This is a genomic window from Lentilactobacillus kosonis, from assembly GCF_003864335.1.
Taxonomy (GTDB): domain Bacteria; phylum Bacillota; class Bacilli; order Lactobacillales; family Lactobacillaceae; genus Lentilactobacillus; species Lentilactobacillus kosonis.
This window is the reverse complement of sequence record NZ_BEXA01000001.1, coordinates 451472-474153: the sequence shown is the minus strand read 5'-3', so window position 1 is coordinate 474153 and position 22682 is coordinate 451472. Positions and strand designations below refer to the sequence as shown.

The 22682-nt window shown below is 38.1% G+C and carries 19 protein-coding genes and 8 pseudogenes; 23 read left to right on the top strand and 4 right to left on the bottom strand.

Going from position 1 to position 22682, the window contains the following annotated elements:
* Positions 1-300: 300 nt before the first annotated feature.
* The 12 genes and pseudogenes from dnaA to dnaB all read left to right on the top strand — a co-directional run bounded on the left by dnaA (position 301) and on the right by dnaB (position 14528).
* Positions 301-1640: pseudogene (gene dnaA / locus NBRC111893_RS02470) on the top strand (chromosomal replication initiator protein DnaA).
* 194 nt (positions 1641-1834) lie between these two features.
* Positions 1835-2973: pseudogene (gene dnaN / locus NBRC111893_RS02465) on the top strand (DNA polymerase III subunit beta).
* 240 nt (positions 2974-3213) lie between these two features.
* Entirely contained in the window at positions 3214-3444 is a 231-nt protein-coding gene (gene yaaA, locus NBRC111893_RS02460; RefSeq protein WP_191984809.1) for a S4 domain-containing protein YaaA, read from the top strand.
* A pseudogene (recF, locus tag NBRC111893_RS02455) lies at positions 3441-4557 on the top strand (DNA replication/repair protein RecF). Before yaaA ends, recF begins: the two are co-directional and overlap by 4 nt.
* 16 nt (positions 4558-4573) lie before the next feature.
* Positions 4574-6515 (top strand): annotated as a pseudogene (gyrB, locus tag NBRC111893_RS02450) (DNA topoisomerase (ATP-hydrolyzing) subunit B).
* A 50-nt stretch (positions 6516-6565) separates the two neighbouring features.
* Positions 6566-9076: a DNA gyrase subunit A gene (gene gyrA, locus NBRC111893_RS02445; RefSeq protein ID WP_125007850.1), complete on the top strand. Its 2511-nt coding sequence runs from the start codon at positions 6566-6568 to the stop codon at positions 9074-9076.
* Between the two features lie 189 nt (positions 9077-9265).
* A complete protein-coding gene (gene rpsF / locus NBRC111893_RS02440; protein ID WP_125007849.1) occupies positions 9266-9562 on the top strand; it encodes a 30S ribosomal protein S6 in 297 nt (98 codons plus the stop codon).
* Positions 9563-9597: 35 nt separating this feature from the next.
* Positions 9598-10088 (top strand): annotated as a pseudogene (gene ssb, locus NBRC111893_RS02435) (single-stranded DNA-binding protein).
* 35 nt (positions 10089-10123) lie between these two features.
* Positions 10124-10359: pseudogene (rpsR, locus tag NBRC111893_RS02430) on the top strand (30S ribosomal protein S18).
* A 134-nt stretch (positions 10360-10493) separates the two neighbouring features.
* A complete protein-coding gene (locus tag NBRC111893_RS02425; RefSeq protein WP_191984808.1) occupies positions 10494-12506 on the top strand; it encodes a DHH family phosphoesterase in 2013 nt (670 codons plus the stop codon).
* A gap of 31 nt (positions 12507-12537) precedes the next feature.
* Positions 12538-12991 (top strand): annotated as a pseudogene (rplI, locus tag NBRC111893_RS02420) (50S ribosomal protein L9).
* Positions 12992-13144: 153 nt separating this feature from the next.
* A pseudogene (gene dnaB / locus NBRC111893_RS02415) lies at positions 13145-14528 on the top strand (replicative DNA helicase).
* A 234-nt stretch (positions 14529-14762) separates the two neighbouring features.
* On the opposite strand, the gene NBRC111893_RS02410 reads toward dnaB, so the two are convergent.
* The 4 genes from NBRC111893_RS02410 to NBRC111893_RS12050 are packed head-to-tail and all read right to left on the bottom strand — an operon-like array spanning position 14763 to position 16708.
* Positions 14763-15914, bottom strand: a complete 1152-nt coding sequence (locus tag NBRC111893_RS02410; RefSeq protein ID WP_125007848.1) for a site-specific integrase — start codon at positions 15912-15914, stop codon at positions 14763-14765.
* Positions 15915-15963: 49 nt separating this feature from the next.
* A complete protein-coding gene (locus tag NBRC111893_RS02405) occupies positions 15964-16416 on the bottom strand; it encodes a hypothetical protein (RefSeq protein WP_125007847.1) in 453 nt (150 codons plus the stop codon).
* Positions 16416-16625, bottom strand: a complete 210-nt coding sequence (locus NBRC111893_RS02400) for a hypothetical protein (protein WP_125007846.1) — start codon at positions 16623-16625, stop codon at positions 16416-16418. Before NBRC111893_RS02400 ends, NBRC111893_RS02405 begins: the two co-directional genes overlap by 1 nt.
* Positions 16568-16708 carry a helix-turn-helix domain-containing protein gene (locus NBRC111893_RS12050; protein WP_369689692.1) on the bottom strand — a complete coding sequence of 47 codons (141 nt, stop codon included), beginning with the start codon at positions 16706-16708 and terminating at the stop codon, positions 16568-16570. The genes NBRC111893_RS02400 and NBRC111893_RS12050 overlap by 58 nt, the downstream gene beginning before the upstream one ends.
* 270 nt (positions 16709-16978) lie before the next feature.
* Here NBRC111893_RS12050 and NBRC111893_RS02390 point away from each other — a divergent pair, with 270 nt between their 5' ends.
* The 11 genes from NBRC111893_RS02390 (at position 16979) to NBRC111893_RS02340 (ending at position 22620) form a co-directional block, all read left to right on the top strand.
* A complete protein-coding gene (locus tag NBRC111893_RS02390) occupies positions 16979-17170 on the top strand; it encodes a helix-turn-helix domain-containing protein (protein WP_369689691.1) in 192 nt (63 codons plus the stop codon).
* Between the two features lie 4 nt (positions 17171-17174).
* Complete coding sequence (locus NBRC111893_RS02385; RefSeq protein WP_125007844.1) at positions 17175-17519, top strand: hypothetical protein; 345 nt, start codon at positions 17175-17177, stop codon at positions 17517-17519.
* A gap of 162 nt (positions 17520-17681) precedes the next feature.
* The gene (locus NBRC111893_RS02380; protein ID WP_125007843.1) at positions 17682-18365 is read left to right on the top strand and encodes a Rha family transcriptional regulator; all 684 of its coding nucleotides are present in this window, start codon (positions 17682-17684) and stop codon (positions 18363-18365) included.
* Positions 18366-18381: 16 nt separating this feature from the next.
* Positions 18382-18573, top strand: coding sequence for a hypothetical protein (locus NBRC111893_RS02375; protein WP_125007842.1), 192 nt, complete (start codon positions 18382-18384; stop codon positions 18571-18573).
* Between the two features lie 13 nt (positions 18574-18586).
* Complete coding sequence (locus NBRC111893_RS02370) at positions 18587-18925, top strand: hypothetical protein (protein ID WP_125007841.1); 339 nt, start codon at positions 18587-18589, stop codon at positions 18923-18925.
* Between the two features lie 264 nt (positions 18926-19189).
* Positions 19190-19474: a hypothetical protein gene (locus NBRC111893_RS02365; protein WP_125007840.1), complete on the top strand. Its 285-nt coding sequence runs from the start codon at positions 19190-19192 to the stop codon at positions 19472-19474.
* Positions 19475-19480: 6 nt separating this feature from the next.
* Positions 19481-19729, top strand: coding sequence for a hypothetical protein (locus tag NBRC111893_RS02360; protein ID WP_125007839.1), 249 nt, complete (start codon positions 19481-19483; stop codon positions 19727-19729).
* A complete protein-coding gene (locus tag NBRC111893_RS02355) occupies positions 19713-20498 on the top strand; it encodes a bifunctional DNA primase/polymerase (RefSeq protein WP_125007838.1) in 786 nt (261 codons plus the stop codon). The genes NBRC111893_RS02360 and NBRC111893_RS02355 overlap by 17 nt, the downstream gene beginning before the upstream one ends.
* The gene (locus tag NBRC111893_RS02350; RefSeq protein ID WP_125007837.1) at positions 20491-20736 is read left to right on the top strand and encodes a hypothetical protein; all 246 of its coding nucleotides are present in this window, start codon (positions 20491-20493) and stop codon (positions 20734-20736) included. Before NBRC111893_RS02355 ends, NBRC111893_RS02350 begins: the two co-directional genes overlap by 8 nt.
* 41 nt (positions 20737-20777) lie before the next feature.
* Positions 20778-21908 (top strand): virulence-associated E family protein, encoded by a 1131-nt coding sequence (locus NBRC111893_RS02345; protein WP_125007836.1) that lies wholly within the window; start codon positions 20778-20780, stop codon positions 21906-21908.
* A 244-nt stretch (positions 21909-22152) separates the two neighbouring features.
* Positions 22153-22620 carry a hypothetical protein gene (locus NBRC111893_RS02340; protein ID WP_125007835.1) on the top strand — a complete coding sequence of 156 codons (468 nt, stop codon included), beginning with the start codon at positions 22153-22155 and terminating at the stop codon, positions 22618-22620.
* The last annotated feature ends 62 nt before the right edge of the window (positions 22621-22682 follow it).

Sequence of the window (22682 nt, the reverse complement as noted above, 5' to 3'; positions counted from 1 at the left end):
AAAGTTATCCACAAATAAACACAGTGTGATTTGTCTTTTCACCACCCTGTGGATAACTAAAAAATAGCGCTTTATTTTCTTTTGCCTAAAGCATTAGTTATCCACAGACACTTGTGGATTAAAAATAAATTCAAAAGTTATGCACACTTATCCACAGGGGGAATTTTTTATTCATTCACTCATGTGAAACAATTATGCACAGGTACTTTTACCCTGTGGAAAACTTTTTTTTCAGAATGCTAAAATAAATTTGTTTTCAAAAATCGAGTACTTAAAAAATCATACTAAGGAGGAGCAGCCGTGCTAGACAAAGAAGTTTTATGGGCCGAACTCAGCGATAAGTTCAAAGCTAATACTCCCAAGCTATCTTTTGAAACTTGGATCGAACCAGTTAAACCAATCAGCTTTGACGGTTCTACATTAACGCTGTCTTTGCCATCTGAACTACACCGTGATTACTGGGAAAAACAATTAGCTCCCAGCTTAATTGAATATGCATTTGTTCTAACCAAGGACAACATCATCCCAAAGTTTATTCTCGATTCAGATGTCAACGCCAGCACGGACAATTCAAATTCCACTAATTCCTCGAAGACTTCAACGGGTTACACCTTAAGCAAAGAAGGTCATCTTAATCCGCATTACACTTTCGATACTTTTATTATTGGTAAAGGTAACCAAATGGCTCATGCGGCAGCCTTAATTGTTTCAGAAGAACCAGGAAAACTTTATAATCCGTTATTTTTCTATGGTGGCGTCGGCTTAGGTAAAACTCATTTGATGCAAGCAATTGGTAATAAGCTAGTTGCAGACCATCCAGATGCAAAAGTTAAATACGTTACCAGTGAAGCTTTCACTAATGATTTCATTAATGCTATCCAAACTAATCAAACCGAAGAATTTCGGCAAGAGTACCGAAACGTAGACATTCTAATGGTCGATGATATCCAATTTTTCGCTGATAAAGAGGCTACCCAGAAGAATTCTTCCATACGTTTAATGATTTATATAACGATGATAAACAAATCGTATTGACGTCAGACCGGGTACCTCAAGAAATTCCTAAGTTGCAAGATCGCCTTGTTTCCCGCTTTGCCTGGGGATTACCAGTTGACATTACTCCACCAGATTTGGAAACCCGGATTGCCATTCTGCAAAATAAGGCCGAAATCGATAACTTAGAAATTCCAAGTGAAACTATCAACTATATTGCTAATCAAGTTGATTCCAACGTTCGGGAGTTAGAAGGAGTTCTTTCTAGAGTTCAAGCTTACTCAAAGTTAAAGGGCGAGCCAATTACTACTGATTTAGCTTATGAAGCTTTAAAGGGATTGAAACTTGAGACTCAAAGTCATCAACTAAGCATCGTTGATATTCAGACTACTGTTGCAGAGTATTATCACGTTTCTGTTAATGATTTAAAGGGCAAGAAACGCTTAGCTTCAATTGTTATGCCCAGACAAATTGCTATGTATTTAGCTAGAGAAATGACAAATAACTCTCTACCTAAGATTGGTAAGGAGTTTGGTGGCAAGGATCATACGACCGTAATTCATGCTTATGAAAAGATTAATGAAAAGATTAAGCTAGATACTGATTTACGTAAAGAAATTACTGAATTAAAAAAAGGCCTTAGATAAAATGGTATAATCGTCTGTGGATAAGTTCCAAAGATCAGGTAAGTTTATCCACATAATTATCCACAGGCTTGTTTGGGTAATACCTTAGATTTTTATATAGTTATCCACATATTCACAGGCCCTACTGTTTCTTCTATTTTTTTATTAATTAAATATATATATATACAACACAACTCCAGGAGGTTTCGATCCGAATGAAATTCACAATTAGCAAATCTGCATTTATTAGGGGACTTAATATTGTCTCAAGAGCTATCTCAACTAAAACTACAATTCCAATCTTAACTGGACTTAAAATTATTGCTACAAATCAAAGTTTGATTCTAACAGGTAGTGATGCTGATATCTCAATTGAAACCACCATTAAGGCATCTAATCCTGATAATTTATTGGCAGTTGAATCAGAGGGGGCAATAGTTCTTCCTGCACGTTTCTTCACTGAAATCGTTAAAAAACTTCCTGAAGATACTCTAACTATTGAAATTACTGATAACTTCCAAACCGTTATTACTTCTGGATCAGCATCCTTTACTATTAATGGCTTAGATGCTAACAACTATCCTCATTTACCAGAAATTGATTCAAGTAATTCTTTGCCAATTGCTGGAGATGTTTTAAAGCAAATTATTAGTGAAACCATTGTCGCTGTTTCAAACCAAGAAAGCCGGCCAATCCTTACTGGAGTTCACTTCACTATGGATAATGAAAACATTTTGGCAGTTGCTACTGATAGTCACCGATTAAGCCAACGGAAAGTTGCAATGAAACAGCCATTCGAACACACCTATGACTTTGTGTTACCTGGCAAGAGTCTGTCTGAACTTTCTAAGATGATTGATGATTCAAAGATGATATTTTACTATCTGTAACAGAGAACCAAGCTTTATTTGTAATCGGGGAAACCTTGTTTTACTCAAGATTATTGGAAGGAAATTATCCTGATACGTCGCGATTAATCCCTGATTCATTTGATACGCGAGTTTCATTTGAAGCATCTTCATTACTAGCAACTGTTGAACGAGCTTCACTGCTTTCTCATGAATCTCGGAATAACGTAATTAAAATGATTATTGATCCAGATGAAAAATCGGTAACAATTTATGGAAACTCTCCTGATGTTGGAGTGGTTCAAGAAAATATTGATCCACTTTCACTTGAAGGAAATCAATTAGAAATTTCATTTAATCCCGATTATATGAAGGATGCCTTACGCTCATTGAGCCAAACTGCAATTAACGTTGACTTCACATCAGCTTTAAGACCATTTACCTTAATGCCAACCGAAGATGGCGAAAGCTTTGTTCAGTTGATTACGCCAATTAGAACTTTTTAGTTCACAAAGAATCGGTTTTAGATCACCATTGATCAAATGGTGATCTTTTTTGTCCCTAAATAAAATTAATGGCTAAATTTCCTTTATGTTCGGTGTACGGCTCATTTAGGAATTTTATTTATTTTTGGTCAAAATATCAAAAATTAGAAAAACGGCTCAAAATGGCTTATATGCATTCGTGTGATGTACTTTTTTATTAATTTTAGCGTATAATATTACCTGTTAAAGGTGGGTGAAATTGTGAAAAAAGAAGTTTTAATTGATGGTGAATACATCACATTAGGCCAGTTATTAAAAGAAGAATCAGTTATTTCAACTGGTGGCCAAGCAAAGTGGTATTTAAGAGAAACAGCGGTCGATGTTAATGGTGAACCAGAAAACCGTCGCGGCAAAAAGCTTCGTGATGGGGATAATGTTTCAGTTCCTGATGTTGGCTTATTTTTTATTCGCTCAAAGCAGGATAGTGAATGAGGTTAACGAAAATTAGTCTTCATAATTTTCGTAATTATGAAGACCAAGAGATAACTTTTTCTGATGGAATTAACGTTTTTACTAGGCGAAAATGCTCAGGGTAAAACAAATCTGTTAGAGGCAATCTATGTTTTAGCTTTAGCTCGGAGTCATCGAACATCAAATGACAAGGAGCTTATTAACTGGGATAGTCAAAATGCCCAAATCAAAGGGACAATTGAAAAGCAGTATTCAACCGTTCCGATTGAACTTGATTTAGGACCTAAGGGTAAAAAAGCTAAGCTTAATCATTTAGAGCAAGCTAAGCTATCTACCTATATCGGTCAACTAAATGTAATCTTGTTTGCTCCTGAAGACTTATCCATTGTTAAGGGTTCGCCTCAGGGACGACGAAAGTTTATGGACATGGAATTCGGTCAGATGAGTAGTCATTATCTATATAATTCGACTCAGTATCGGAAAATTTTAAAACAGCGAAATCGATATCTCAAAGATTTAAAATTTCAGCGTCGTAACGACAAAGTTTATCTGGATGTCTTATCTGACCAACTTGCTGCATACGGGGCTGAGATTATTTTTGAACGGATTTCGTTATTAAATCAATTGCAGACTTTTGCTCAGCGAATTCATAGTGAAATTTCTCAAGGTAAAGAAAAGTTAGTATTTAGATATAAAACTGCTGCTTCTAAAACCGAATTAACAAGTGTTGATTCCATCTACAAAGATCTTTTAGCACAATTTTCAACCATCAAAGAAAAAGAGATAATGCAGGCTTCTACAATCATTGGTCCCCATCGTGATGACATTGTGTTCGTCGTAAATGGAAAAGAAGTTCAATCATTTGGTTCACAGGGGCAACAAAGAACAACTGCATTATCATTAAAGCTCGCTGAAATCGATCTAATGAAGCAACAGACAGGTGAATATCCGGTCTTGTTACTTGATGATGTTTTGTCAGAACTTGATGATTACCGTCAAACACATTTATTGACAGCAATTCAAGATCGGGTGCAAACATTTTTGACAACAACCAGTTTAAGCGGGGTTCAACAGGAATTACTTACCAATCCGCAGGTATTTCATATAGCTGATGGCAAAGTAAGTAGGGATTAAGATCAGGAGGATCGTAATGGCAGACGAAAAAGAAACAAAAAAGAGTTAGCCCATGAATATGATGCCAGCCAAATTCAAGTACTTGAGGGGCTTGAAGCTGTTCGTAAACGTCCAGGGATGTACATTGGTACTACGACGTCTCAAGGACTTCACCATCTAGTTTGGGAAATTGTTGATAATGGGATTGATGAAGCTCTGGCAGGGTTTGCATCAGAAATCACTGTTACGGTTGAAAAAGATAACAGTATTACAGTCACTGATGATGGTCGGGGAATTCCGGTTGATATTCAGCAAAAGACTGGTAAGCCTGCTTTGGAAACAGTTTTTACTATTTTGCATGCCGGTGGTAAATTCGGCGGTGGCGGATATAAGGTTTCCGGTGGACTTCATGGTGTGGGGGCCTCTGTTGTTAACGCACTTTCCAAAGAGTTGGATGTTGAAGTTACTCGAGATGGTAAAGTTTACCGGATGGAATTTGAACGTGGTCGAGTTAAAACACCAATGAAGGTCGTTGATAATGTTTCTGAAGATCTCCACGGAACTAAAGTTCACTTTATTCCAGATCCAGATATTTTTAGAGAAACCACAATTTATGACATTAAAATCTTACTAACTAGACTTCGGGAATTGGCATTCTTAAATAAGGGCTTAAGGATCATCGTTACAGATCTTCGTCCCGAGACGCCAATTGAAGAAGATTTCTCTACGAAGGTGGAATCAAACATTACGTTGAATATCTTGATAAAAACAAGGACGTTTTATTTGATGAACCTATCTATGTTGAGGGAATTGAGAATGGTATTACCGTTGAAGTAGCTATTCAATATACTGATGATTATCACAGCAACTTGATGACGTTCACTAACAACATTCATACCTATGAAGGTGGAACTCATGAAGAAGGATTTAAGCGAGCTTTAACGCGGGTAATTAACGATTATGCGCGTAAGAACAATCTGCTTAAAGATAATGATGATAACCTTTCAGGTGAAGATGTTCGTGAAGGTACGACAGCCGTTGTAAGTATTAAACATCCGGATCCTCAATTTGAAGGTCAGACTAAAACTAAATTGGGTAATTCTGACGCCAGAACGGCAACTGATCGAATCTTTAGTGAACATTTCTCAAAGGTTTTGATGGAAAATCCAAGTACTGCTAAGAAAATTGTTGATCGTGGTATTTTAGCCTCAAAAGCTAGAAGTGCTGCCAAACGTGCTCGTGAAGTTACTCGTAAAAAGAGTGGCCTAGAAATTAGTAATTTACCAGGTAAATTAGCTGATAACACTAGTAAGGACCCAGAAATTTCAGAATTGTTTATCGTCGAGGGTGATTCTGCCGGCGGTTCTGCTAAACAAGGCCGTTCGCGAATCACACAGGCCATCTTGCCAATTCGGGGAAAGATTTTGAATGTTGAAAAGGCAACTATGGATAAAATCTTAGCCAACGAAGAAATTCGTTCGCTATTTACCGCAATGGGAACGGGATTCGGTGACGACTTTGATTTGGAAAAAATTCATTATCATAAATTAATTATTATGACAGATGCCGATGTTGATGGTGCGCATATTCAAACGCTGTTGTTAACGTTGATTTATAGATATATGAGACCGCTAGTTGATGCTGGATTTGTCTACATTGCCCAACCACCTTTGTATCAGGTTCGTCAGGGTAAGATGCAGAAATATATTGATAGCGACGAAGAACTAACCGCTTTTCTTGGTCAACTACAACCATCACCTAAGCCAGTTATTCAACGATACAAAGGTCTTGGTGAAATGGATGCGGAACAATTATGGGAAACAACCATGAATCCTGAAAACCGGAGATTACTCCGAGTTGAATCTCAAGATGCTGCTGAAGCTAACGATGTCTTCTCGATGTTAATGGGTGACAAGGTTGAACCACGTCGTGAATTTATTGAAGATAACGCAGTCTTCGTTGAAAACTTAGATATTTAGTCATTGTTTCATGTGAAACAATTTGGTTGTCCGAAATGGAGGTTTGAGGATTGGCTAATGAAAATAGCAACTATGATGGTCGCGTAACCAACGTTGACTTAGTTAAAAAAATGCGAACATCGTTCTTGGATTATGCAATGAGTGTTATTGTCGCTCGGGCATTACCAGACGTTCGTGATGGTTTAAAACCTGTTCATCGACGGATTTTATACGATATGCATGAATTAGGGGTTACCCCTGATAAGCCATATAAAAAGTCTGCCAGAATCGTTGGGGATGTTTTAGGTAAGTATCACCCCCATGGTGATTCAGCTGTTTATGAATCAATGGTTCGGATGGCTCAGGACTTCAGTTATCGTTATATGTTAGTTGATGGTCACGGTAACTTTGGTTCTGTCGATGGTGATGGCGCAGCTGCCATGCGTTATACCGAAGCTCGTCTTAGTAAGATTGCTTTGGAAATGCTTCGGGATATCAATAAAGATACGATTGATTTCGTTGATAACTACGATGGAACAGAACGTGAGCCAAGTATCTTACCAGCCCGGTTCCCTAACTTATTAGTTAATGGTGCTTCCGGAATTGCCGTTGGGATGGCAACCAATATTCCACCTCATAATTTGGCTGAAGTAATTAGTGCTATTCATATTTTGATGGATAATCCTGACGCAACTACTGCTGATTTAATGGAGGCTCTACCTGGGCCTGACTTCCCAACTGGGGGAGTCGTTATGGGTAAGTCTGGAATTCGTAAGGCTTACGAAACTGGTAAGGGAACAATTACCTTACGGGCTAAGGTTGAAATTGAAGGGGACGCTAGCAGCAAGCAAAAAATTGTTGCTACTGAACTTCCATACATGGTTAATAAAGCTAAGTTAATTGAAAGAGTTGCCGAGCTAGTTCGTGATAAGCGAATTGAAGGAATCTCTGATATTAACGATGAATCTGACCGTGAAGGCTTGCGAGTAGTTATCGATGTTAAACGTGAAGCAAGTGCTGAAGTTATTTTGAATAACCTTTATAAATTAACTTTGATGCAAACTTCATTTAGCTTTAACATGTTAGCTATTGTCGATGACACACCAAGAATTCTTAGTCTGAAAGAGATTTTGACGTACTACTTGGAACACCAAGTTGAAGTTATTACTCGAAGAACTAAGTATGATTTAAACAAAGCCCAAGCGAGAGCACACATTCTTGAAGGTTTAAGAATTGCCCTTGATCATATTGATGCTATTATCAAAATCATCAGAGGTTCACAAACTGGTGAAATTGCTAAGAACCAATTAATTGATGACTTTGGCCTTAGTGATAAACAAGCGCAAGCAATCTTGGATATGCGATTGGTTAGATTGACTGGTCTAGAACGTGAAAAGATTGATAAAGAATACGCTGAATTGATGAAAAGCATTGAGGAATTCAAAGAAATTCTTAGCAGTCGTGAACGTATCAATCAAATTATTTACCAAGAATTACTTGAAATTCAAAGTAAATTTGGAGATGCTCGCCGGACTGAATTATTGGTCGGGGAAGTTCTTAGCCTTGAAGATGAGGACTTGATTGAGGAAGAAGATGTTATCATCTCACTAACTCATAATGGTTACATCAAACGAATTCCAACTGATGAATTCAAATCCCAAAACCGTGGTGGTCGTGGAGTTCAAGGAATGGGAGTTCATGACGACGATTTCGTTGAACATTTAGTTTCAACATCAACTCATGATGTTTTACTATTCTTTACTGACGCTGGTAAGATTTACCGAATGAAAGGGTACGAAATCCCCGAATATGGTAGATCAGCTAAGGGAATTCCAATAATTAACTTGTTAAGCATTGAGAATGGCGAAAAGATTCAAGCAGTTATTAATATTTCTGATCGAAATAATGATTCTGAAAAAGAATTATTCTTCGTCACTCGCAATGGAACAGTTAAGCGGACGCCAGTTGCTGAATTTACTAATATTAGAAGTAATGGACTAAAGGCAATTCATCTAAAGGATGGGGATGAAGTTAATAACGTATTGATCGTTGAAGCTGATCAAAACATTATTATCGGAACTCACCGGGGATATGCAGTTAGTTTTAAAGCCTCTGATGTTCGGTCAATGGGTCGTTCCGCGACCGGGGTTCGGGGAATTAGATTACGTGAAGAAGATTACGTAGTTGGCTCTGATATCTTATCTCCTGATAGTGAAGTATTCATTATTTCTGAAAAGGGATATGGAAAACGAACACATGCTAACCAGTACCCAATTAAGGGTCGAGGTGGTAAGGGAATCAAGACTGCAAATATCACCGAAAAGAATGGACCATTAGCAGGTTTAACTACCGTTGATGGCAAGGAAGACATCATGTTGATTACTGACAAAGGTGTCATGATTCGATTCGACGTTAATGGCGTTTCTGAAACCGGTCGAGCAACGCTTGGAGTTCATTTGATTAGAATGGACGATGATGCCAAGGTTGCAACAATGGCTAAGGTTGAAAAGGAAGCTCCTGAAGATGATGAAGAAAATAGTGAAGTTATTGACGAAAGTGTTGATAACCACTCAGAAGAATAAATTTTTAAAAGATGACGGTTATCGTCATCTTTTTCGTATATAATTAACGTATCGTAAAACAACAAATTAGGCATATTGATATTTTTATGGATGCATGTTATAGTTTTAAATTGTGAGTATCTGATAATACAGAAACTCTCCTTGCTCTTTTTTTAAGAAGAGCCATTTGTCCAAGAGGAGGTGCAAATCATGGAAGAAAAGAAATACGAAATTACTTACATCATTCGTCCTGATATTGAAGACGCTGCTAAAACTGCTTTAGTAGAAAGATTCGACAAGATCTTGACTGATAACGGTGCTAAGATTATCGATTCTAAAGACTGGTCAAAACGTAAGTTTGCTTACGAAATCGGTGGTTACAATGAAGGTACTTACCACATTGTTAACTTAACTGCTGATTCAGATGCTGCTTTAAACGAATTTGATCGTCTTTCAAAGATCAATGACGACATTTTACGTCAAATGACTGTCGTTCGCGAAGGCTAATATTTAAATTTTAAATTGAGAGGGGCAAATTCAGCATGCTAAACAGAGCAATGTTAACGGGTCGCCTAACCCGCGATGTTGATTTACGATACACTCAAAGTGGAACAGCTGTAGGTACATTTACACTTGCAGTTGATCGCCAGTTTACAAATCAACAAGGTGAACGTGAGGCAGATTTCATTAACTGCGTTATCTGGCGTAAATCGGCTGAAAATTTGCCAACTTCGTTCATAAAGGATCTTTGGTTGGAATTGATGGTCGTATTCAGACTAGAAATTATGAAAATCAACAAGGTCAACGAGTTTATGTAACCGAAGTTGTGGTTGAAAACTTTGCATTATTGGAACCACGTTCAAATCGTGATAACAATAATCAAAGCGCACCACAAGGTGGCAATGCTCCTCAACAAAGTAATGGAAATCCATTTGGGAATTCTTCAAATAATAGCAATAACTCTGCGCCAGCAGATCCATTCGCTAATTCTGGAGACTCAATTGATATTTCCGATGACGATTTACCATTCTAGGTAAACAATCGAAATAACTTGAGGAGGAAATAGTTATGGCTCAACAAAGACGTGGCGGCCGTCGCCGTCGTAAAGTTGATTTTATCGCAGCAAACCACATCGAGTACATTGATTACAAAGATGTTGATTTGTTAGCTCGTTTCGTCTCAGAACGTGGAAAGATTCTTCCACGTCGTGTGACTGGAACTAGCGCCAAAACCAACGTAAATTAACAATTGCTATCAAACGTTCACGCATCATGGGATTAATGCCTTTCGTTGCTGAAGACTAATAGTATATTAGGAAACTGAGATAATTATATCTCGGTTTTTTTTAACTAAATTTCCAGATTAATTTGATAATGAGTAGATAAATCCCACTTGTGGTAAAATAAGAGCAGTATATCGTTAAGTTAAGAGGATTAATATGGATAATAATAATTCAAAGAGTGGTGGCCAATTACCGCCATTTCTACACAATACCAGATTAAGACGAATTATGATTTTTATCGCAATCACTGTGATTTACGGCGTAGTTGTATCTTTTCTTTACAGCATGGTGTCAGCAGTTGTCCTGGTGGCAATTAGTATTGTTGGATTGATTTATACGATCGTGATGATGAATGAAATTAGTTCTGATACAAACAAGTACATTGCTGATTTATCATATCGGATTCATCGTGGAGAGCAAGAAGCGCTTTTAGAGATGCCAATCGGTGTCTTAGTCTTAGGGGATAATAAACGGATAGAATGGGCCAATCCATTCTTACTAAATTATTTTAAAGATGAGAACGTACTCCAAAAGACGCTTGGTGATTTAGATCATAATTTAGAGGAAACAATTTTAAAATATGAGGATTCAAATGAGTTTCACACCATTACTTGGCGGGATAACAAATTTTCAATGCTTGTGCAACGGGAATACAATACAATCTATTTCTTAGATATTACTAAGTATGCCAAGCTAGAAGAACGATATGATAATGAACAAATTACTGTTGGCCAGATTTTCTTAGATAATTATGATGAAATTACGCAATCAATGACCGATCAAGAAATTTCTAACCTTAGTAATTATGTGACTAACGAATTGGCGTCATGGTCGCAAAAATATGGGATGTATTTAAAGCAAATTGATGATGATCATTTCTTCTTATTAGCATATGTAAAGTCGCTTAATGATGTTGAAGCCGATAAATTCAACATTTTAGATGTGGTGCGGGAAAGTACGTCTAAGCAAAACTTCCCGTTAACCTTAAGTATCGGAATCTCTTATGGAGATGAAGATTTGAATAGTTTAGCAGATCAAGCTCAAAGTAACCTTGATTTGGCGCTTGGTCGTGGTGGTGACCAAGTCGTTGTTCGGGAACTTGATGGAACTGCTCGATTCTACGGCGGTAAGACCAATCCAATGGAGAAACGGACTAGAGTACGTGCCAGAATGATTTCCCAAGCATTGAATGAGCTGATGAATGATTCTGATCAAGTGTTTGTTCAAGGTCACACTAGACCTGATATGGATTCTTTGGGAGCCTGTTTGGGAATTAGAAGAATTGCTCAGATGAATGGGAAAAAATGTTGGATTGTTTTAGATAAGGAACAGGTGCACTCTGATATCCAACGTTTACTTCAGGAAACTAAGAGTTATCCAGAAATTAGTGATGCAATCATTACGCCAGCTGAAGCAATGGCCAAGGCCACTGCTAACAGTTTATTAATTATGGTGGATCATTCTAAGCCTTCAATTAGTATTTCAGAAGATGTCTATCAGACAATGGCTAAAAAAGTGGTTATTATTGATCATCATCGTCGTGGAGAAGAATTTCCAGAAAACCCAATGTTAGTCTATATTGAACCATATGCATCATCAACGTGTGAATTAATTACCGAGATGTTTGAATATCAATCACATGAAGAGGAACCCATTAATAAGGTTGAAGCGACAGCGATGCTTACAGGAATCTTTGTGGATACCCAACGGTTCTCTATGAGAACCGGTACGCGAACCTTTGATGCTGCCAGTTATCTAAGATCTACTGGTGCTGATTCTAATGATATGCAACAGTTAATGAAGGAAAATGTTGATAATTATCTTGAACGAAATCATTTAATTTCATTGGTTGAATTTTTCAATGATAATATGGCGCTGATTACTGGTGAAGATGATAAAGCATATGATTCAGTAACAGCTGCGCAGGCTTGCGATTCACTATTAACTATGGCGGGGGTTGATGCGGCATTCATCATTACTAAACGACTAGATGGCCGGGTAGGAATTTCTGCTCGGAGCACTGGAAATATTAATGTCCAAATTATTATGGAACAAATGGGCGGCGGCGGTCACCTTTCAAGTGGGGCAACCCAGATTGATGACAAGTCAGTTAGTGATGTTAAAGAAATGTTGCTTGAAACCATTAAGAATATCGATGATAATGAATAACAGGAATACTGTTAAGTAGGAGTGATTAATTATGAAAGTAATTTTTTTACAAGATGTTCGTGGAAAAGGTAAACGCGGTGACATCAAGGAAGTTCCTGATGGTTATGCCCAAAACTTTTTAATTAAGCAAGGTAAGGCTAAAGCAGCTACACCAACAGCAATGAGCCAACTTAAAAGGTCAACAAAAAGCTGAAGAGAAAAAAGCTGAAGAAGTTTTAGAGGACGCCCAAAAAGTTAAGGCAGTTCTTGAAAATGATGATACAGTGGTTGAGTTAACTGCTAAAGCTGGCTCTGATGGTCGACTATTTGGATCAATTCCAAGTAAGCAAATCGCGTCAGCACTTGATAAGCAGTATGGAATTAAGCTTGATAAGCGAAAAATCGAGCTTAACGAGCCAATTAGGGTTGCTGGGTATACTAATGTGCCTGTAAAGCTTCACCCACAAGTAACCGCTAAAATTCGCGTTCATGTAACTGAACAATAAGCGTTATAAGAGACGACCTCACGTTGCCATTCCTGGTAATTGTGAGGTGTTTCTTTTTCTGTTAGATTTTAAATCTCAATGAACTAACGTTTTTTAATTTATAATTTAGTGTGCTAAGATAAGTCTAATTATGTAGAAATTTGAGGAACCAAGATGAACAATGAACCTATGAATGAATTACCACCTCAAAATACCGATGCTGAAAAAGCGGTCTTAGGAGCAATTTTTTAAGTACTGATGCATTAATTGAGGCAATGGAATATTTGGATCCTAGCGATTTTTATAAACGCTCTCACCAGATTATCTTTCAGGTGATGGTTAATTTAAATGATAAGGATCAAGCAATTGATGTCGTTACCGTGTCAGATATGTTGACTGATCAAAATAATCTTGAGGATGCCGGTGGCATCGCTTATATTGCTGAATTAGCTGGTTCTGTGCCAACAGCGGCTAATATTGTGTACTACGCTAAAATTGTTAAGGACAAGTCTGTTTTAAGACGATTAATCCAAACGGCAACTAATATTGTGACGAATAGTTACGGCACAGAGGATGATGTTGAAACAGTTCTAGATAATGCTGAACGCGATATCATGAATGTTGCCGAGAATCGTAACCAGTCAGGATTTAAGCCAATTAAAGACGTGTTAAATTCAGCCTTTAGCGAAATTGATCGCTTATCTCAAGATGGTGATGAAATTACAGGCCTATCAACTGGATATCCTGAATTAGATAAAATCACTACAGGTCTTCATGATGACGAATTAGTTATTCTAGCTGCTCGACCAGCCGTCGGAAAACTGCGTTTGCGTTAAATGTGGCCCAAAACGTTGGAACAAAAACGGATAAAGCTGTTGCCATCTTTAGTTTGGAAATGAGTGCTGAATCGTTAGTTAACCGGATGCTTTGTGCCGAAGGTAGTATTAATGCTAATCACTTAAGAACTGGGCAGTTAACTGAAGAAGAATGGCAAAATCTTGTCGTGGCAATGGGTAGTTTATCAAGAGCTAACATTTATATTGATGATACTCCCGGTATTAAGATGTCAGAAATACGTGCTAAGTGTCGACGATTGGAAAAAGAAACCGGTAATATGGGGTTGATCGTGATTGATTATCTTCAATTAATTGAAGGTGGGAATCGCGAAAACCGTCAGCAAGAGGTTTCTGATATTTCTCGTCAGTTAAAGAAGCTTGCCAAGGAGTTGCATGTGCCAGTAATCTCGTTATCACAACTTTCTCGTGGTGTGGAGCAACGACAGGACAAACGACCGGTTTTATCTGATATCCGTGAATCTGGTTCAATTGAGCAAGATGCTGATATTGTTGCCTTTCTGTATCGTGATGATTATTATGAGCGTGAAGATGGCGAAGATGATGACTCAGGTGGCCAAAATGATGACGATATGGGCGATGTAGGTGAGGTTGAGGTAATTATCGAGAAAAACCGTTCCGGCCCTCGAGGAACGATTAAATTGCTATTTGTGAAGTCGTATAATAAATTCTCATCAATTGCTTATGTACCTGAGGCTAATTAATAATTAACTAGAAACAAAAAATTCCCGGTAACTATTTATAGTTACCGGGAATTTAAATTTAGATAAAAAAATAACAGTAACGGCCTCAAGGCAGCGTTACTGTTATTTAATAATGATGTTAGTGGGCAGTCAGGGTATTGAACCCAACTTTTTAGAAACCCGCTAGCTTACAGCGTTCATGCAACTTTTAGCCAAAATAATTCTTAAAATGCTTACCGATTTGCTTACCATTGACTAAAAATCGAGGTAATTTGCTAACTTTTCGGCTGCTTGATTATCTTGTTTTTTGGTGACGTGGGTGTAAATATTTAAAGTGGTTTGAGCATCCTCATGCCCTAATCGAGTTTGAACTTCTTTTATGGTTGCCCCGGCTGCGAATAGCATACTTGCAGAAGTGTGACGGAAGCCATGGACGGTTATCTTTTTCAGATTGTGGGCTTTAATGATCTTATTCAACCATTTAGCGGGTGTGTTTAATGATTTGAACCCGTTATTGGTATTAGCAAAGATCAATTGACCACGTTGTAGCGTATTGAAGCCCAGCGTTAAATATTCGCGTTTCTGGCATACACGCCATTGTTTTAGGTAATTAATTGTAACTTTGTCTAAAGCAATGATCCGCTGACCTTTCTTAGTCTTTGGCGGTTGAATGATCTGCTTGCCACGCATCCCTTGAGTTAATGTTTTATTGATACTTAGTGTTGATTTACTGAAATTTACATCGTTCCAAGTTAGGGCTAAACATTCACCACGACGAACACCCGCAAAGGCTAGAACGCGAAACAGTGTGTACTTCTCTAATTCCTCTTTAGGATCAATGTAACTAAAGAATTGAGCAAGTTGCTGTTTATCCCAGAAGTTTTCCGGCTTTTCACCCCAAGTTTCTTTACGTTTGGGGATGGTAATCATCTTAGCCGGATTATCACCATGCATATAGCCATGTTTTAGGGCATAATCAAAAATAGCCATTGTGTATTCATACCACCGCTTATAGTTATATGTTGCTTGCTTGAACCACTTATTAACTGCGCGTTGAACTTGAGCAATGGTAATTGTACGAATCCTCTTATTTCCCAGTTCTGGTAAAATGTGATTCTCAAACATCCCTGCTGTTCGACAATATGTGCTAACTCGGACAGTGTTAATGTATCCTTGATACCATTGTTCATAAACTTGTTTAAACAGAATATTACTTTCTTGATGGAAGTCGCCTTGACTAATTGATAATTCCAATTGATTAGCTGCTAAGGTGGCTTCTTTTTTTGTTTTAAATCCTCTTTTCATGATTCGCTTGGGTTTACCCGTTTGAGGATCTAGACCAGCGTAAACCTGAAATAGATAACGTTTGTTGCCATTCTTTAACGTGTAACCCTTGATACTTGCCATAGTGTACCGTTCCTTTCAGCGCCCAGCCGTGAACGGTATGTAAATGAAACTAAAATGGCAAATCATCGTCTGAAATATCAATTTTGTCATCGTTACTGTTATTGGTTTTATCCACGAACTCGATGGTTGCCGGTTTATAGTCTTTAAAAGAATAGGCATTACTAAAACTAATGTTGTAAAGATGCTGAATGTGTTTCCAGTCTATGTCAGGCTTGTAGAAATTATCGCCAACGTTCATATCCGTGGAATCTAAAATTTTATCCAATCCCTCTGTTAATGCGTTGCTGCAAGTTGTCATTAAGTCGTTAGTTACAATTGGTTTGAATCCTGGTGTAATTGAATCCCAAAATTTTTTAAAGGGTTCTTCCTGATTAATATAAGATTCATCGTCAGTGGTGTGTCCTAACAATATTGACAATTCAAGCTCAGTTGTAGCATCATCGGTTAAATCTGTCCCGCCGATTGTTATCGGTAAAACTTGTTCTTTTGTTTGTATGGTCATTAAGTCAAATGTTTGTTTTTTTGAGCACCAGAAGATCTCAAAAAGGTTTGTTCAGCATATACATCTAACTCTAAATTTTTAACTAGTAGTTGAAATTCGTCAACGTCATTTTTGATTATTGGTTTGACTTCATTTAAAACTGCTGAAAACTTTACATCAAAAGGAAGATATTCAAAAAATCCTTTGGAGCAATCTCCAAATATTGGCAAAGAGCATTTACTGTTTCAATCTGAATCATTTTAGTGTCATTTTGAGAAGTTGAAGTAATTGTATTCCTAGATAAATTAGGAATATCGTTAGCGACTCTAGATATTTTTAAGTTTTCTTTCTGCTAAAAGTTCTGCAAGTCTATTTCTTATCAAAATCTTCACCTCTCAATCATTATAAATGTACAATCCAGCATACACAATAGGCAAATAGAATAATGACAAGTTTATTTGTCAAAATCATTGTAAAGTTAAATTTATAATTGTAGAATAAATGAAACGGCATTTGACAAGACTACTTGTCAAAAACGTAATTTTAAAGGAATGAGGTGATTTTCTTGATAAATAATTTATCCATGATAATGGGAGCTAAACTTTTATCAATTTCAAAGGTACATGAAGATACTGGTATTGCGCGTTCAACACTTATCAGCCTGTATTACAGGCGTTCTAAAAACGTCAAATTAGATACATTGCGTAAGCTATGTGACTATCTGCAAATTCCGTTATCCGAGCTGATTGAGTACAAACCAAAAGTAAAGGAGTGACAACATGCAGCAACCATTGAAGGTAACTCTATCTGATGAGGACAGTGAGCGCCTGAAAAATGAAGTATTTGCGATTATCAGTGAGGCCGTTCGGCAAGCCAAACACAACGCCACGCAAGCCGGTGAATGGTTTAAAGGTCGTCAAGCTGTAGCGGGGTATTTGTCCATTGGCACCGATACTGTTAGCAAGATGGTGGCTTTAGGACTTCCAGAGCACCACATTGGCGCCGCACCAAACATCAATTTATATAAGAAGTCTGAAGTTGATGAATTTATCTTGAATGATGGTTATCTGAGTAAAAATAACGAGCCGCCCAGCCGTGAACAAACGATCATTCGGGGATGTTAACCACATAAAAAGCCCACTAACTGGAGTTAATGAGCTTTGCTAAGTATTTGTATTGAAAGAGGTGATATTAAGTAGATTCGGTTACCACTGATTGGTAACTTATCGGACACTTATATTATATCGCATGATGGACTAGAACGGTGATGAGTGGAGGTAAAGAGCATGAATGACTTGGTATTTTTGAGCAGTGAGAATGTGTATGCAGACATGTTTACAACTAGTAATTTAATAGCAAAGTATGGTGATAGTTCGATTGATACGGTTAATCGACTAATTAGGAACTATCAAAAAGACTTAAAAGAGTTTGGGGTTTTAGGATTTGAAATCCGTAAACCTAAGCGGGGAAGTATTGGCGGTCGTCCACATAAAGTATGGCATCTTAACGAAGAACAAACGATGCTGTTACTAACTTACATGGATAATACCGAACCAGTTAGGCAATTTAAAAAGGCACTAGTCCATCAATTTAGTTTGATGAAACGATCACTATATGAAAAGCAAGTTCAATTTGAATTAGGAAAACAGTTCTCTAAAGACTTACATCAAGCAGTTGCTGAAAGTCCCCATCTAGACGAACACCATCACTTGTATGGCAATGTTAATAAGCTTATCTATAAACAGGCACTCGGTGTTTCAACGAAGGCGTTAAGACAACAACGGTGCATCCCTAAAGATGAACCAATTACCCATTACCTTGATGGCGATGAAGCCGGCGCTGTTAAACGGGTCAAGGAACAAGTTAGAACATTATTAGGAATGCATTTAGATTATCAGCAAATTAAAGCCGTTTTGCAGATTCAAGGAATCGTGTATCAAATTACTTTACCAATATTAGAAACAGCATAGAAAGGAATTTTCTACCATGAATATAGATGAATTAACAGCCGAATTAGATGGCATTTTAAGCGAGGTGCATTCAAATGTAACTACACTACAAGAAGGTGCCACAATAACCATTAATGGCGAATACATCCCCGACAGCCAAATTGCTAATGATATGGCTAAGAAGATGATCAGAGCTGCAAATATCTTAACCATAATTGAACGAATGTAAAGGAGCTAATATCATGCAAAAGATTATTATTGATAGCAATATGCCAAAGGGGTTAGAGAGTCTACAAATTGGCAATGAATCACATCTTAATAGCGCAACTATGTACGGACAATTAAAGCAGATTAACCAAAGCCAACATGATTTAAATACTATCGGCTTACAGCTTGAAACCTTGTCCAGAATGGCAAATGGAATTATTCAGCAAGATAAATTAAGGGTATCAGACAAGAGAGACTTACCGTCACTTATCAATAGCATTCAAACCAGCGTAACCCTTGCCAAGGGTAATCTTAAGAATGTGGCTAGAGTTACCGAAAATAGTTACATCCCTGTACTTGGTACAGTTGATTAAAGGGGAGATGAAAATATGTTAAAGGTAGAACTTGGTTGCCTATTCTTTTTTACGATTAAATTCATAATCGCATTTAGTTTAGGGATGTTAGCTAAATCAATCATTGGCGATCCCAAAGAATGGTTTAAGTAAACTATACGAGGTTAATAGTATGAAAAAGGGTATAAAAAATAAGCCGTATAACTTTGGCGAGTTACGACTTATCAAGCATTTGTCTAAATGTTTTATGCCCTTTTATTCTAACAAATAAAAGGAGTGGTGAACATGGATTATATTGATACTGACTTTAGAAAGCACCAGATTAACAAAATGATCGATCACGCTAACGACATCATGACGATAATTAAGCTATCGCAGCCGAGCATTGGGCAACTGATGCAGCAGCTTGATAATAATGAAACTGCGTGGGAAACCTTGTGGAATGTTTCAACATTGCTAACGCTGATCCTTGAATTATCGCGCGAAGATGAAGCTACTCAAACCGATTTGCTAACGTTAATTGAGGATGTGGATGCCGGTAAGCCCCTGCTAAGAAAGAATGAGAGATAAGCAATTATGGAAAATAAAACAAAATCAATCACGATCCAAACTAAGCCCAATGGTGATTCCTCAGTGACTTTCGATGGCTATGGATTAACCAGTGATGGTTTAGCCGATTTATCAGCAGCATTAATTAACGAGCTGACACGGCGAGGAGTTAGTCAGACGAAAATTGTCGATTATCTTAACATATTGACTACCATTGTTCAGACTCATAATCCACGTAAGCTATTGGCGGGTGATCAACATGAATCAATTGACTAGTTACGCGTTTGAGTTGGCTCAGCAAGGCTTTAAAGTGTTTCCATTACAAGCCAACAGTAAGCGACCAGTCACGGATCACGGTTATTTAGATGCCACTGACAACGTGGTACAGATTGGTGAGTGGTTCGACAATGACCGGCATTATAACATCGGCTTGCAGTTGGCTGATACTAACATGGTGGTGATTGATATTGATCAGCATGGCCACGGTAACGGCATTGAAGTGTTAAAGAATTGGCAACGTAGAGGGATGAAACTTATCCCCGCTTACGCGGAGCAAACGCCACATAAGGGCTTGCATTACTTCTTTAAAACTAACCAAAAGCTATCAGACAAAGTCATTGTGCCTAGCGTGGAATTAAAGACCAAACAAATTATGATTGCGCCTAGTGAGCTTGATGGTAAGGCATATCAGCCGATTAAGGGGGATGACTTAGATCAGTTAACCTTATTACCGGAGTGGCTGTTAAATCTGATAACGAGTCAAAAAGGCGTTCGTACGACCTTACAGAACCACTTATATAAATCGTGGGCAGGTAAATTATTGGATCAGTTAGTTACTGGTACCCAACAAGGACAGCGCAACATTTATTTAACATCGCTGTTGGGTAAATTACTGCGAACCGGTTGTGACGGTGATACTGCGTACAGCTTACTGTTCTTTGCTAATGAACACCTAACCCCACCATTACCAGATCAAGAAGTTAATATCATTTTTAAGTCGTTAATGAGGCGGGAAACCCAGAAGAGAGGTGATAAGTTTGGATAGTGAAGCTAAGCAGCTAATTGATATGCATGACCAACAACTTAAGCATTCAGAAGCGTGGTTGGATAAAACACCGTTTAATCGTAATGATCCTAAAGGTGAACAAACGCAAGGGGCAATTAAAGCCAACTCACCGATGAATGTGGCACTGTTTCTTGAGCATGATCCCAAATTAAAGGGTGCTGTGGCCTTTGATTCGTTTAGTAATGTTGTGCTAGTTAAAACCCCAATGAAGCGCTAGCTGAGGAAACCATCGGCGATTGGTCTGATGAAACAGATTCAATGCTACGAATCTACTTAGAACAGCATTATCATATTGTTTTCAATAAGGGAAATATTACTGATGGGGTGATTTATGCCGCGCACCAACACAAATTCGATCCAGTAAAAGATCACATTGAAGCTGAAACATGGGACAAAAAAACGCGGGTGGCCACTTACTTTATCGATAACTTAGGTGCCGAAGATAATGCCTATGTGCGTGATGTAACTGAAACATGGTTTACCGGTATGATTGCCCGAGTTTATCAGCCGGGGGTTAAGTTTGAGATTGTCCCGATTCTAACCGGGGCGCAAGGTTTAGGCAAGTCAACTGTTACCCGTAATCTGTTTCCAGATAAGTTTAACGATAATTTGAGCGGGTTAGGAAAAGATAAAGATGATTTTCAACAATTAGTCGGTTCTTGGATTATTGAAATTGGTGAATTGAGTGCCATGGCGAAAACCGATATTGAGCGCATTAAATCATTTATTAGCGGTCAAAATGACCGTTACCGCCCCAGCTATGGCCGGCATGCAGTCAATCATCCCCGCCGATGTGTCTTCATTGGTACCACTAACCAGCAAGACTATTTGAAAGATGAGACAGGGGAACGGCGTTTCTTTCCAATCAAATGTGGGGAGAAAACCCCAACCCGTGATCCGTGGCACCCTGAACAACATTACATTGCGCAAGTATTGGCCGAAGCTAAAGTATTATATGAACAGCATCATCCATTAATTTTACAGTCGACAACGATGCAAGTAGCCAAAGAGCATCAGAAAGAAGCTGCGGTAGTTAATCCGGTTGATGAGGCCATTGAAGATTACATCAGCATGGAGGTCCCGAGCAATTGGGAGACTCTTTCAATTGAATCTAAGCAGACTTATGTTCAGGGATATCCACAAATTAAGCAAGCAGCTAAAAAGTACGCCGATAATCCATATCAGGAACCTTACAAGCAACTGCAAAAGACAACAACCAAAGAAATTTTAGCCGTTGTCTTTCATAAAACTCCCGATAAGTATTTAGCCGGTTCAACTAACTCGGATGCCAAGAAAATCAAATTATTCATGGACAATTTAGATGGATGGGAAAAAAGTGAGCACATTGTTATTAATGGTCAACGATCACGGGGTTATAAACGAATATAGAATATAAATGTTTGTTTTAACCTGTGCTACCCGTGCAAGGTGTGCCAATGCCGTTATAACAGTAACTATCCCAAATCATAATGCGTGCCAAACGTGTGCCAATTATTCGAAACGTGTGCGGATAAATAAATTTGTGGCACGGGTGGCACGCAAAGAGCAAATTCAAAAAGCTGTTATATCAACGTTTGCACGGGTGCGCGGGTGCACGGGTAGTAAATTCAACACTTATAAATAATTAGACTGATTGCATGAACTTATTAAACGGAAACTGAAATCATTAGAGAGGATTGATAAAAATGAATCAAATGACAAAAAAGATGCGGCTGTTTTATGGAAGTTGGCCGCGGTTAAGCCTAACAAAGTTGCCCGCAAAGACTTGTTAAAGATTTCTGGCCTGAGCGATCGTGATCTGTATACCAGTATTGAATCGCTGAGACAATTAGGTGTGCCAATTATGGCTAGTCGAACGGTTGGCAATAGTGGTTATTACATTGCGACTACTCCAGAGATGTTATCCCACGGTGTGTCACAATACCGGCAGCAGATTCAGACCCAGCAACACAATCTACAGCTACTAGAAAAGAGCAGTGTCAATCATTGGTTACAAAACATCAGTAACGACCGTAGCGTTTGGGGTGCATTAGGATCGGACTTATTTGATGTTCAGCCAACTGCCGATGGTGCCAAGATTAGTGTCAAAAAAGTATTATAAAATGAGGAGCGATATTAATAATCTGTATCTAGGAATGTCTTTGAGCATTCCTTTTTTGTTGG